Source organism: Streptomyces sp. NPDC057939 (assembly GCF_042887545.1).
In the GTDB taxonomy this organism is placed as follows: Bacteria; Actinomycetota; Actinomycetes; order Streptomycetales; family Streptomycetaceae; genus Streptomyces.
This window is the reverse complement of record NZ_JBHVPG010000004.1, coordinates 179590-193582: the sequence shown is the minus strand read 5'-3', so window position 1 is coordinate 193582 and position 13993 is coordinate 179590. Positions and strand designations below refer to the sequence as shown.

Sequence of the window (13993 nt, the reverse complement as noted above, 5' to 3'; positions counted from 1 at the left end):
GATCACGCACCCACAGCCGGGGGAATCTTCCTCATTCCGTTAGAAATGCCATGGGAGTGCAGATGTCCACGCCACGTGCCGTACCGGTGACCTTGGCGGAAATCGCCCGTCTCGCGGGTGTGGGGCGCGCCGCCGTGAGCAACTGGCGGCGGCGGCATCCCTCCTTCCCCGAGCGGATCGCCGGCACCGACGTCAACCCGCAGTTCTCCATGACCGACATCGAGCACTGGCTCCGCGACAACAAAAAGCTCAAGAAGTCCGTTGAGCGGGAATGGCTCTGGCCCCGCTTCGAGGCGCTTGGCGGGCGCGACGAGACCGGGGCCGCCGTCGCGGAGGTAGGACGGCTCCTATCCAGCCGGCAGAGAGCGGAAGGCTACGAAGCCCGGGACCTGCATTCGGAAGAGGCGAGGGCCCTGGTCGCACGAGCCGTGGACCTCGGTCGGCGCGAAGGAGGCGCCGAGACCTTCGCGTTCCTGCTGCGCCGCTGGCTCGACGTCCATGTGCGCCAGATCGCCACGACCCCGGAGCCAATGGCCGCACTCATGGCAGACCTCGCCCTCGGCGCGGCAGGCGGTTTGAGTGATGCGACGGCCATGGACCCGGCCTGCGGCACGGGACACCTCCTCATGGCCGCCAGCCAAGCGGCGAAAGCTTCCGGCGCCAGTGCGGTGACGCTGCTCGGCGGCGACCTCGATCCGGTCCTCGTCGCACTGGCGGACGCCCGCCTGAGCCTCGCCGCAGGTATAGGAGAGGAGCTGCCGACGCAGATCGACGTGCGGGCAGCAGACTCTCTGCGCGAAGACCCGTTTGCCGACTTCCCCGCCGACATCATTCTGTGCAACCCCCCCTTCAACGAACGGGACTGGGGGTACGAGGAGCTGGCCACCGACGCCCGCTGGAGTCACGGACTGCCCCCGCGCACCGAGCCCGAACTCGCCTGGGTCCAACACTGCCTGGCCCGGCTTCGTCCCGGCGGTACTGCCGTGATGCTGCTGCCGCCGGCAGTAGCGGCCAGGAAGGCCGGCAGGCGCATCCGCGGGTCCCTGCTGCGCACCGGTCAGCTGCGGGCCGTCATCGCTCTCCCGCCGGGATGCGCCGCACCGCACAGTGTCTCCTTGCACCTGTGGGTGCTGCGCACGCCCGCGCCCGGAGAGGAGTCGCCGGTTGGCGGCCGACTGCTGGTCGTCGACGCCGCGTCCCGCTTCCCCCGGCCCGCGGAGCGGGAGTGGACCCCCGACTGGACGGCGATCAGCACCTTCGTACGCGAGGCGGTCTCGGAGACCGCCTCCCCGCAGACCCCCGCCTATGTACGGCGAGTCCCCGTCATCGAACTCCTCGACGACGAGGTCGACCTCACTCCGGGGCGTCACATCGCCTCGTCCCCCGCGGACGTCGCGCCCCGGCTGGCCGAGTCCTGGCGGGAATTCACCGGGCTCATCGCGAGCATGGGTTCGTCGGCCCGGCTGCTGACGGCGCTCGACCTCTCAGCGTCCACGGCGGACACGCCGACGGCGACCACGGTCGCCGAGCTGGCCCGGGCCGGGGCACTCACCGTGCGCGGCGGCCAGCATCCCCCGGAGGAGTCGATCCGCGCCAGCCCATCGTCTGACGACGACATCCCGCTGCTCACCATCCCCGACCTGCTGGTGGACGCCGAACCGAGGGGCTGGCTCGCCTCCGACGACGTGGCGGCCCACGAGACCGTGATCGCCGAACCTGGGGACATCGTGGTGGTGGGAGTGACCCGGGCGTTCTCCGCCTGGGTCCACGAGGGTCCGCCGACGGCCCTCGGCTCACAACTGCACGCCGTGCGGGTGCATCCCGAGCAGCTCGACGCCTGGTTCCTCGCCGGTTCGCTCCGCGCCCCGGCCAACGCCCGGCAGGCCGGAACGCACACGATGAGCTCCTCCCGCATCGACATCCGCCGCCTCCAGGTCCGCCAGGTACCCCTTGGCGAGCAGCGTCGCTACGGCGAGGCGTTCAGTGAACTGGCTGCCTTCGAGCGGATGGTGCGCCGCGCCGCCGGCCTCGGTTCGGACCTCGTCCGCGACCTCGGCGATGAACTGGCGGCCGGACGCCTCGCGGGCAGGGCATAGGACAACATGCTCCCCCACTCCGTCAGCCCGCGCTCACTTGGCCGGGCCCGTGGGGCCGATGACCCGTCTGCGGACGTTCAGTCGAGGTGACCACGCGGTCGGCGCTCACGCCGCCATGCCTCCCGGTCCGCGAGCCGAGCCGAGAGCAGGGTGTCGACCACGCTTCGTACGGCTTCGACCTGAGCCGCGAGCTCTGGTGGCAGTCCCGCGGCCGTGCGTCCCGCCGCGTCGACCGCGGTGATGGCGGTGTCCAGTTCACCGAAGGCGAGACGGCATTCAGCCAGGCGCAGCCGGATCACCGCGCGTTCGGCTCGCTCGAGCGGATCCTCCCCGTGGATGAGGTCCTCGTCGATTCCCTGGTAGAGGCGGGCGGCGGAGCCGAAGTCACCGGCGAGGCGCAGTCCGTCCGCCGCTCCCTGCCACACCCGGCGCACCAAGGGTCGACGCTCTCCCCATTCCTTCCGGACCCGCGCCGTCAGTCCGCGCAGGCGGGCTGCGGCGTCGCCCGGTTCGCCGGTGGCGATCTCCGACTCGGCCTGGGTGCAGAGCCCTTCGACCGCGTGCCCGTCCAGCCACTCCCCCTCGACCGGGGCGGAGGCGTCGGGCGGGACGGAGAGGGCGGGGCGCGGCGGTGAACCCCTGTCCGGCGGGCGACGCAAGGGGGCCGTGGGGTCGGGGCGGGTACGCGGCCTCGGCTCTGGGTCGCCGGGTCGGGGCCCGAAGGGTGCGAGGACCTCGAGGATCTCGTCCACAGCGGGGCGCTGCTCGGGCTTCTTGGCGAGCATCCGCACCACCAGGTCGTCGATCACCTCGGGAATGCCCGCGGCGTGCACGCTCGGTGGCAGCGGCTCCGCGTGGAGGTGCTTGTCGGTCAGACCGGAGTCCGCGCCCAGCGGGAACGGGGGCCGCCCCGTGAGAAGTTCGTAGAAGACGCAGCCGAAGCAGTAGACGTCTGTACTCGGAGTGGGCTCCAGCTCCAGGAGCTGTTCGGGCGCCAGGTAGCCGCGGGTGCCCAGTGTCGAACCGTGCGCGGTGTACCGAGTGGCGTCGGCGTGCAGCGGCTTGGCGATGCCGAAGTCGATGAGGACGACCGCACCATCATCGTCGATCATGATGTTCGCCGGCTTGAGATCCCGGTGCACCACGGGGAGGGTATGAGCGCAGGCCAATGCCCCCGTCACCTGCAGGGCGACGGCGATCGCCGCGGCCAGGGGCAGGGGGTTGTGCTCGTCGAGGAACGTTCGCAGACTCACCCCCGTCACCAGACGCATGGCGATGTACGGCACACCCTCGTGCGATCCGCTTCTGTAAAGCTTCGTAATGCCCGGGTGATCGAGCGTGCCCAGGAGGGCGGCCTCGCGCCGGAACCGGGCGTTCCTGACCTCGAGTTCAGCCACCCGCTCGTGCGGGTCGAGTGAGTACAGGGCCTCGGTGTCGTGGCGCAGGAACTTCACGGCCACGTCACACCCCCCGGACACCTCGCGGGCCCGCCAGACATGGGCCATCCCGCCCTTGCCCAGCGATTCGCTCAACTCGTAGCGCATGTCGATCAGATCACCCGCACCGGGCTTGTACGCATCCGCGTCCACCGACACACCCTCTTCGCACTCCGGCACCATCAGGCACACCAGAGTACCGTGAAGGACCCATCACATGAAACGTCTATGGACTCAGTTCACAGATTTATGGCATGCTCAGATAGCGCCCCCGGCCTCCTCGGGTTCCGTAGGTCCTGGGCGCTCTCCTGCCCATGCCGCCCGCCACGGGGGTCACCATGCAGAATTCATCGGGCTTCGTCGGCCACGACTGGCTGATCAGGGCGAGCCCCCGGATGGCCCGGCCCGACCCCGCGGCCTGTCCGACCCACCGTCGAACCGCGATGCGGCCCCTGCTCGTCGCCGAACCGGCCGTGCCGTTCCACCCCACGCCACGCGAAGAGTTCGGGTTCGGACCGCTCTTCACGGCTCTCGACCTTTGGGAGCACGATCACTGGTCCGTTGAGCGAGTACGCGAGGAACTCCGCAACACCCGTAGCCCGTTCCGAGGATGGGGCTCGCCGGTCCACCCGGCCCACCTGGCGTGGACCGCCCACGCCCTGGAGCGCTACGTTGCCGCTCGAGCCCGGGAGCAGGCCTCCGCCACGGAGGCCGGACTGCCCCCGACCTCACCGGTCAAGCAGCCGTGGACGTGGCGCACCCGCCGCACGGTCGCTCCCGACGCACGCGGCGCCCGCCAGTACGAACACACCCTCTGGGGTCGTATGTACGCCTCGGACGACGGGTCGGTGCGAGACCTGTGGCTTCCCTCCTTGAGTCGGGCCAAGACTGGCCGCCCCGACGCGGAACTCGGGGCCGTGGTGCAGGTGATGGCGTCCGGTGCACCTACCCCACGGCGCAAGGCGCGCTCCGAACCCCCGTCTGACGCGACCATCAGCACCCGCCCACCCGGACTGGTCCGCGTCTTCGACATCGGATGCGCCGACGGCTCCGTGGAGAGGCTGCTCTCCGAAGGGCCCGTCGAGGCGAGGCAGCGGTTCGAGACCCACGCGGTGCCCGCCTTCCTCGCGGCCACCACCGGAACCGGCACACAGCCAGGGGAGAGCTGTGTCGACTGCAAGGCCACCGCCGGCTGTGCGGACCTCAAGCGCGCCCCGCTGCTGTGGGGCGGGCGGCCCCCGGCCCCGGCGCGCAAGCGCCGCTCCGTCTCCGCCTGGGACCTGCGCCTGCACGCCGAATGCCCCGCCCAGTACCACCTGGTGCGCCGTCTTCACCTCAACGATCTGTCCACCGAGGGCCGGGGAGCCCAGCGCGGCCGGGCCGTCGATGCCTGGCTCGACGCACGACACGCCGAACGCCCGGTACAGGGTTGCCGGGACCGCGCGATTCCCGCCCTGGCCGCGGTGCGGGCCCGGACCGGACTCGATGACGCGTCCGCAGGTGAGGCCGCCGGAATGCTCGCCGAGCACCGGCTGCTCTGCCCCCTGAACGGACTCGGCGCCGACGAGCAGGTACTCGTACAGCACCGGGTTACGGCCTACGTTCCGGAGCTCGATGTCATTGTCCTCGCCGTACCCGACCTGGTGTACACCCATCGCGGCCGGTGGATCTGGCGCGAGACCAAGACATCGGCCCGCCCTCTGTGGGAACGGCGGTCCCTGCTCAGCACGTACCCCCAACTCGCCCTCGGGGTCCTTCTCTTCCAGGCGGGCGCACTCGGTGACGACCCGCGCCGGTCGTGGGTCGAGCTGGAGCATCTACGCGAAGGGCATGGTGAGAGCCGACTCGAACGGATCGATCCCGGCCGCGCAGAGATCGTCGACGAGGCCCGGGCGGTCATCGCCGAACTCGCCCAGCCGCTCCTGGACGACACCACATACGAGCCGAGGACCGGACGCCACTGCCACGGCTGCCAGGCACGGACCTGGTGTCGACCCGGCACTGCCTACGTCACCGACCATCCGCGCCCGGAAGGCCCCGACGCGCAGACCCCGACGCGAGGAGATGTAGCGGCCGATGACTGACCAGCGACTCGTACCGGACTGGCTGTCCAACCCGGACGTCGTCCTCCTGCGGGACGTCGCCACCGCCGTCCTGCACCTGGCGGCCGTCGACCGCCTGGAATCCTTCACCCTGCCCTACCCGCCCGCCGCGCAACGGGCCGTGGACGCCCTGGTGCTGCAGTGCCTGCGCAACGGGGCCCAGCCCCCGGCCGGCGTGCCCGAGATGATGCGCTGGGCCCGCACCCGCCCCCTCGGCAGCTGGCCCCTCGACCGGCTGCCGACCGACCTGTTCGACTCGGCCGACCGTCTGATCGACACGGACTCGGGAGAGCCCACACAGCTCTGCCACGAACTCGCCGTGCAGGGATACGCCGACAGCACCGGACGGCAGTACGACCGTCTGGTGATTCACGAGGCCCTGCGCGCCTGCCGCGCCGTGTCATCGCCCGAGTCGTACACGGCCTTCCGGCGCCTCCTGGTCACTCGGCCGGTCCTCACCGAAGCGGACTGGGCCGAGGTCAGCACCGACCTCTTCCTCGACCCTGTTCGCTTCCTCATCGAGGAAATCTACGCGCCCGTCCCCCTCGGGTTCCGGCGGGATGGGTCCTACCTGTGCTGCCACCGTTGCCTGACGCTGCTCCACCCGGTGTCCGACACAGAATGGTGGTGTGAGCGCGACCAGTGCCGTTACCGGGGCCCCGCGCCGCGCGGCCGGATGCTCATCGCCTCAGAGGTGGGAGAACTACGTCAGCTGCGCAAGCCACTGAGGCAATTCGTCACCGGGCCCGGGCAGGCCGAGACCTCGTTGGAGAGCGAGCTGCGCGCGTTGGGGCTCACCGTCGAGATGTGGCCCGGCTTCGATGCGTACGACCTGCGGCTCACCTTCCCCAACGGCCATGTGTGGGCCGTCGATGTCAAGGACTGGGCACACCCTGCCTTTCTCGGGCGTTCCGCGAGTGCGGTCCGCGCCGACCCCCCCTACGACGAGGCCTGCTGGGTGGTTCCGACCTTCAGGGTGCGCGCACGCCGCGACTACCTCGACGTCTACTCCAAGGAGCGGGCCAAGGAGGCACGCGGGCTAAGGCTGCTGACGGACGTCCAGCTGCGACAGGCCGCACGGCTACGACTGTCCGGCCAAAGCGGGCCGGAGGCGTCCATCGGCCCCCTCCCGGCCGACCAGACCACATCGCCGGGAAGGGAGCAGAGGGGCGCTCATACAGCGTCACTCCCGTCCCAAGGGGTTACGGCGTCGACCGACGGCGCCGCGAAGTATGGAGCCAACCTTGCGTGACCGCAGCAGCTGGTACCAGCCAGTCGTCGTCGCATTGGGCCCCTGGCCCGAGGAGCACGCCCGGACCCGGCCCGCCCTGCTCTGTCAGGTCGAACTCGCCCTACGGCTGATGGAGACCGTAGCCCCAGGCCACGCCGCCGAAGGGGCGTGGACACTCCTTGGCGGCTACGGCCTTCGCTTCGCGTCAGAGGCGAAGCTCCCGACCGGCACGGCCGCACAGGTCGCCCTCGCCGCGTCCCGACACCTGCTCTGGCCGATGCGTCGCAGCCGGATGTGGCGGCAGAGCCTGGACGCCTACCTGGGGCTGCCCGAGCGGCTGCGCGCGTACGGTGTCACGGCAGCCGGGGAGCCCGCCTACCGGCTCTCCCTCAAGGTGGCTACCGACCGATTCATCGCCTACGACAATGCGCTCTCGTGCCTCCCCGACTTCGCCGTCAAGCCGCTTCCCCAGGCAGGGGCGGGCGAGCACCGCTTCATGGACCGCCGCCACCGGCGCACCTCCGTCACCGTCCCCGCCGACCTCGTGCGTGATCCCTCCCCCGGCCACGCTCTCGCAGCCGAACGCCCGGCCACCGCAGCCCGCCTCGACGTACCCCTCGACGAACTCGCCGACGTGGCCCGGTGGATGGACGAGGAAGAGCGACGGCGTGGACTGAGGGCAGGAAGCTGGGAGCAGCGCCTCGATCAACTCGACCTCGATACCCGCACCTCGGATGGGACAGCCTTCGCAGCCGCGTCCTCGCTGCCGCTCGACCAGCTCACCCACCTCGTCGGCATGGTCGGCGCCGGCAAGTCGACCTTGATGACGCTGATCGCCGTATGGGCGCACCGCAAGGGCCTGCGCAGCACACTTGTCGTCGGCGACGTGGCCGAACAGCTGACCCTGACAGAACTGTTCCGCGAGCTCGGCCTGCGTGCCGCCCTGATTCAGGGCGGCACGACGCGGCCCCAGCACACCCAGAGGCTGCACCGCAGGCTTGCCGCACACGGAGAGCACTCGCTACTGGCCCACACCGGCCCCGTCTTCACTCACCTCAGCACCGCCTGCCCGCTGGACGCCTTGCGCGCACTCGACACATCGGAGCCGCTGCGCTACACCGACGCGCCGTGCGGTGCACTCCATCCCGCGCGCGGCAAAGAGACGACCGAGGAGCCGACGCCCGAGCGCGCCGTACGCGAGCTCGAACGTGCCCGAGGCGTCGCTGGAAGGCAGGTCCTCACGGAGGACACCGACGAGGAGGAGCTGGGTACCCCGCACGCCTGCCCGCTGTGGAGCATCTGCCCCCGGCACTCCTCGGCGCGTGATCTCGTGGACGCGTTGATCTGGGTGGCCAACCCCGCCAGCCTCGTTCAGACGGCAGTACCGCGTCAGCTCAACGCCGAGCGCCTGCGCTACCTGGAACTGGCCTGCCTTCGCAGCGACATCATGATCATCGACGAGGCCGACCGCGTACAGATGCAGCTCGACCAAATGTTCGCGCCATCGGCCACGCTCGTCACCACCGGCGTCTCCCACTCCTGGCTCGACCAGCTGCAGACCCACGAGATCGCGGAACTCGCCCGACAGGGACGACTGCAGCTCTCCAACCAGGACGTGGAGCGGTGGTCCGCGGCCCTGGACGTCGTCGGATCTGCCGCGGACCGGCTATACGCCATGCTCATCGATGACGAAGGACTACGGAACTGGGCTCAGATCGACTACTTCAGCGCGTGGACGCTTCAGGAAAAGCTGCTACATGCCTGGTACCCGCCGGCCCGAGGTCGGCTGGCGGGGCAACCGGACGGCACCGAGGGATGGGAGGTCGAGGACGAGAGCGCGCTGTATGAGGATGGGGAGGAGGGTGGGCTTTGGAACAATGCCAACACCCACTCTTCGGAGACTGCTTGGGTGCAGCGCCGTACCGAGATCACCGGATATTTCGACACGTTCCGCGACGATCCGCTGGGCGGCCGCGGCCCCTATCTGACCCCCGCCGACGAGCTGACCGCCCTCGCCCACGATGTCCTGCACACCCTCGATGAGAAGCGGACGAGGCGTCGCGTCCGCGCGCTCCTCGACTCGTTCCTCGTCGGCGCGCCGGGACTGGAACAGCGCCCCGCGCCCGTAGTCAAGCACGGCAAGGAGGCGGCACCCGAGAACGTGCCCCTCACCGAGGAATGGCGTGAACTCAACGCGCGTCGGCTGGAGTTCGTCCTGGTCCTCGCCGCCCTGCACCAGCGCCTGGATCGAGTGACGTTCCTATGGCCTCAGGTGGAGGCCGCGATGCGGCTCGACCCGGCAAGCCACGAACTGACCCGTCGTCCGCCCCTCGACTATGCGCCGGTCCTGCCCGAGGCACCCATGGGCAACGTCCTCGGTTTCCAATACTTGGTGGACGAACGGGCTGCCGCCCACAACAAGGACGGCCATCGCACCGGCACCCTGCGCTTCTTCCGTTGCGCGGGCGTAGGCCGCGAGTTGCTCCTCAACCTTCCCCAGCTCGGCGCCGACCCCGGCCGGGGGCTGACCGGTCCGCACGTACTGCTCATGTCAGGCACCAGCTGGGCGGGAACGTCCACCCGGGCCCACGTCCTCGCGCCCGTCCGCGCCGTACTCAAACCGCAGAGCAAGGCTCTTCGCTCCATCCGAGACACCGTGTTCCGCACCGAGTTCCTCCACGATGCGGCCGGCCAGCCGATCCGGCTCTCCGGGCAAGACCCCGACAAGCGCGAGGACGTCCTGCGCCTGATGATCGACCGACTCGCCCGGCCCAGGGGCGACGGAAGCTCGTCCCCCCTGCAGAGCGAACTCGCCCAGATCCGAGACCAGCGCCGAAAGCGCGCCCTGCTCCTGGTTGGCAGCTACGCGGAGGCCAGAGTGGCCTCTGCCGCCCTGGACGAGATCCCGCGCTGGCGCGGCCGGGTACGCGTCCTGGCCGCCGACGACGCCGAGCTGGACACCGCGGGTGACACTGCGACACCTTCAAGGGGCCTGACATCGAACACGGGAGCGGTGCGGCGTGGAGACCTCGCCTCTTTCGCCGACGACCCGGACGCCGAACTGCTCGTAGCTCCCCTCCTTGCCGTGGAACGAGGGCACAACATCCTGACCGCCCCCCAGCGGCCCGGCGAGGAAAAAGTAGCGGCGTTCGGGACGGTGTTCTTCATGGTTCGCCCCCACCCCCGCCCCGACGACCTCTCCCTCGCCGTCTTTGCCATCAACGACTGGGCAAGTCGCTTCGTGCGCGGTCAACTGGGCAGTCCCGAAGGGACATTCGGCGACTTGGTGGTTCAGGCCGGCGGTCTGGACGCCGCCGGCAGCGCTTTCCGGACCACCGCTCGCCGCGTCTGGCGGCACGTACTGTCACGGCCGTACATTTACTCCTCGCTCTCCGACGAAGAGAAGGAATCCTTCGCCTGGGACCAACTCGTCACCATCTGGCAGGTCATCGGACGTCTGGTCCGCGGCGGCGTACCAGCACGCGTCGTGTTCGTCGACGCGGCCTTCGCTCCACAGCTCGCGGCCTCACAGGCACCCGTCAGCAGGCAGGGCCGACGCCCGCGCCAGACCAGCGATCCGGGGCTGCTCGTTCGACTGCGGGACGTCCTCGCCCCGTACTTCGCGGAGACCGATGCCACCGCAGTCGGCGCGCACCCCGACCCCGCCGACACCGAACTCGTCAAGCTGCTCTACCGCCCGCTCTACGAGGCACTGTGCGGGTTGGGGACGCCGCGCGATTCACGAAACACCGACTGACGCACCGCGGCTGCCGGCGAGTTCACGGCTGGCGAGCAGGCGACGCGCGTCCGACCGCATGCGACATCGCAGGGAGATCCGACCATGTACAAGAACATCCGTCGATCCGCGTACCAGCTGGCTGAGGACAGCACGCCCTGGGTCGAGGACTTCCATGTGCTCCCCTTTCCCGAACACTGGCACTCCGGACTCCTCGAACTGCACAACCACGGTCGGGACGAGGAGAAGCAGCAGCTGACCCTGCCCACCCGGCGGCTCGACGGCGTACTACAGACCCTCGCCCCCGACGTGATCGTCCGCCCTAGGCCCCGGCCGCCCGTCGAGCCGCCAGCAGAGACCCCCGATGACTTCTGGATGTACGTCCCCGCCTCGACTCCGGACCCGCTCCCGGGCCGCTCGATGCAGCAGCTCCTCGATGCCTGGCTTCGCACTCTCGGCCCGAAGGATGCCGCTCAGGATCCCCGGTTCCGCTCGCTGCTGCTTGCGACCAGCGCCGAGCTGAAGCGGAACCTACCGGTGTGGCAGCCGGTCACCGGCATCGAGCTGCTGACCGCTCCGACCACCCCGGGTGGTACCGCCGCCCCCGAACCGCGACAGTTCCAGCTCGCCACCGACGCACTGGCGCGCCGGGTCCTGGCCCTCGATGCCTTCCCCTTCGAGGGCGGGGAGCTGCGCTTCCGCGCCCTGCCCCGCGGGCCGCGTGACCAGGGTGCCGAACTCATGTCGCAGCCTCTGTGCCGGACCGTCAAGCGCAAGGAGTGGTGGTTCTCCGTCGTGCTGAACATCTCCCTGCACACCACACCGTTCGACCCAAAGCCGCGCCTCCACCTGCACTGGGGCGTACGCCGCTGGGCCACGCATCCCCGAACTTCCACCAAACGCCTCAACCTGCCCTACCGGGAAGCCACCACCGTCCACCTCCGGCCCACCATCCCCTGGCTGCCCGGAGCGCCGACCACCGAGCGCTACGCACTCGCCCGCCTGCGTCGCGACCGGGCAGCCGATGCCTTCGTCTGGTCGGAGAACGACACCGCCGGTATCCTGCGCGGCCTCAGCCTTGCCGGCAATTTCCCCGATCCCGACCAACTCCTCACCGAGCCGGAATCCTGGATCGGCGAGGGCCGCGGCGTCCGCGCCGCCGTGGTCCACAGCACCAGGATGGGAAAGCACGAGATCGGCACCGGCTTCATGCCCAATCAGCGGGCTCAGCTGACCGAATGGGCCGAGCAGGCCCTCCCCGAAGCCGTGGTCCGGGTACCCGACCTGGTCCGCGGTCGCGGCAAGGGCATCGGTGCACCGGAGAACCGGCGGCCCAAGCCAAGGACCGACGAGGCCAAGAAGGCCGAGCAATTGCGTGAAACTCAGGCACGGCGGGTGGCACTCGCAGCACAGTCCGAGATCGCTGGCGACCGCCCGAACCAGGGCCGCCCGCCGGTGGTGGAGGCCCGGCTGCTGTGGCAGTCGCCCGAGGTACGCCGAGAAGCAGTGACACAGTTCACCAAGGCCCTGGGACTCGACGGCGACGGCGGCGCCTCCGCCGCCGGGGTCACGGACCGGGACTTCGACGGGGCCAGGCCCGGAACACCGGTCATCCTCGAATGGCGCACGGCGGAACTAGCCCTCCGGCTGCGCTGTCTGCCCCTCGCCGACGGGCTCGGCGACCGGCTCGTACCCGACTCAGCCGTCAAGGGCCAGGGCGCGGCAATCGCGGCGGCCGTCGGCGAACGCCGCCGTGCCGTGGCCTCATGGCTCCGTGCGGATGGAGCGGACCCCTCCCTCCCCGGACTGACCTTCGTGGAAATCGCGCACCGCAGCACCTTCCGCCCGGCATCCACGGACCCGAAGTTCGCCGTCCGCCTGGGATGCGCCGACGCCGGGATGCTGACCCAATTCGTCGTGACCCCGTCCGCCGACCGGCAGATCGACAACGTGGACAGCCTCGACCACCGCACGCACAGTGCCTGGCTCGACGGACTACGCCAGCTCGGCGTCCGCGTCCTGCCCCAACACACCCTCGGCGACGCCCTGCCCGACGATCTGCAGTACGCAGCGCTGTGGATGGTGAAGCGCCGCAAGGACGGCCCGACCCGACTGCCCAAGCACGTTCCCGTGGCCGTTCTGGTCACCCCGCTGAGCACCGGGGAAGGTCTCGCTGCCGTACGAGGCTGGGACGACGGGGCAGGTATGTGGGTGCCCTACCCTCGGTTTCTCCTCGGCCTGGTGAAGCAGGCAGAGATCGACCCCGATGCGTTCGTGGAGCTCACGGGTCCAGACGGCGGCCCCGACTCCGCGGCGCCGCGTGTCACTAGCAGGCAGTGGCGGACCAACCTCGCCCAGCAGCGCAAGGAGACCTCGGCATTCCTCCAGCGCGTGCTCCACTCTCTCCGCGGACAGCCCACCGCGCTGATCGCCCACGCACAGAACAGCCGGCTCCACTGGCCGTGGCTGCAGGACGGCCAGACCGAACGGGACCTGATCAAGCCTGGTCACGCCCCGGCGGGACGGCTCGACGACGAGCTCCGTCTCGTACGTGTACGTGGGTTCGGCGGACGTGAGACCGCCCAGTGGTGGGGCTTGGCCGACCCCGGCAAGCCGCACGGACAGCCAGCCGGCTTCTGGACGCAGAACCCCCTCGAACAGGACGGGGCATTCTTGGGCGAGCGGGTCTTCTACAGCACGACCGAGCGCCCGGGAACCCATGCTGTCTCGCCCGCCCTGGACCGTCTTGCAACCCGGGTCAACGCAGCAAGCAACCTCACCTCGCAGGCGGGCACGAGCGCCTGGAACCCGACCCTGGTGGAGATTGCCGTATTGGGGTGCCACGAGGCCGGCCCCGCCGCGGTAGCGCCTGACAACGCCGAGGCGCTGGCCCTTGCCGTACACCAGCTGCGTCACGCACCGGACTACAACGCAGCACTGTCCCTTCCACTCCCACTTCATCTGGCGGGACTGGCCCAGGCATACGTCCTCCCCATGTTCGCAGAGCGCGACGGGAGCTCCAACGAAGGGGCAGCGGAGTCTGCTTCGGAACAGAACGTGGAGGGCCTGGACCCGGACCTGACCGATGCGGCTGGTCTGGCCACGGAACCAGACCTGGACGACAACGATGAGAGAGAGTCGCGGCGTACCTGGTGAGCCGGGTCGTGGACTGCCCGTTGGCGGATCTCTCGATCCTGACGAGTGTCATACGCAGATCCGCCCAATCCCGGTTCGGGTCTCCTACACCCCTACACCGAGCGGCTGGATAGCGGAAGGACGGACGTTCTACCTGCCGACCCCGTCCAGCATTACCTGGCCGGCTTGAGACGGATGAACGAACAGTCGACCCGGTCGCGCGCGTGTTCGCGGCCGGGCCGAGCTGATGGAGCTTC

Annotated in this window: 6 protein-coding genes; 5 read left to right on the top strand and 1 reads right to left on the bottom strand. The window is 69.9% G+C overall.

The genetic code is table 11. The features are described from left to right. Nucleotides 1-62: 62 nt before the first annotated feature. Nucleotides 63-2096 (top strand): N-6 DNA methylase, encoded by a 2034-nt coding sequence (locus tag ACFVS6_RS06965; protein ID WP_389701353.1) that lies wholly within the window; start codon nt 63-65, stop codon nt 2094-2096. Between the two features lie 77 nt (nt 2097-2173). On the opposite strand, the gene ACFVS6_RS06960 is transcribed toward ACFVS6_RS06965, so the two are convergent. Further along, on the bottom strand, nt 2174-3685 hold the full coding sequence (locus tag ACFVS6_RS06960) for a protein kinase (protein ID WP_389701351.1): 1512 nt from the start codon (nt 3683-3685) through the stop codon (nt 2174-2176). 185 nt (nt 3686-3870) lie between these two features. Between ACFVS6_RS06960 and ACFVS6_RS06955 the strand changes: the two genes are divergently transcribed. From ACFVS6_RS06955 to ACFVS6_RS06940, 4 genes are all read left to right on the top strand, one after another. Then, nucleotides 3871-5616: a PD-(D/E)XK nuclease family protein gene (locus tag ACFVS6_RS06955; RefSeq protein ID WP_389701349.1), complete on the top strand. Its 1746-nt coding sequence runs from the start codon at nt 3871-3873 to the stop codon at nt 5614-5616. Beyond that, complete coding sequence (locus tag ACFVS6_RS06950; protein ID WP_389701348.1) at nt 5609-6886, top strand: hypothetical protein; 1278 nt, start codon at nt 5609-5611, stop codon at nt 6884-6886. The genes ACFVS6_RS06955 and ACFVS6_RS06950 overlap by 8 nt, the downstream gene beginning before the upstream one ends. Beyond that, nucleotides 6879-10622, top strand: a complete 3744-nt coding sequence (locus ACFVS6_RS06945; protein WP_389701347.1) for a hypothetical protein — start codon at nt 6879-6881, stop codon at nt 10620-10622. Before ACFVS6_RS06950 ends, ACFVS6_RS06945 begins: the two co-directional genes overlap by 8 nt. An 84-nt stretch (nt 10623-10706) precedes the next feature. Next, complete coding sequence (locus tag ACFVS6_RS06940) at nt 10707-13757, top strand: pPIWI_RE module domain-containing protein (RefSeq protein ID WP_389701345.1); 3051 nt, start codon at nt 10707-10709, stop codon at nt 13755-13757. Nucleotides 13758-13993: the final 236 nt, after the last annotated feature.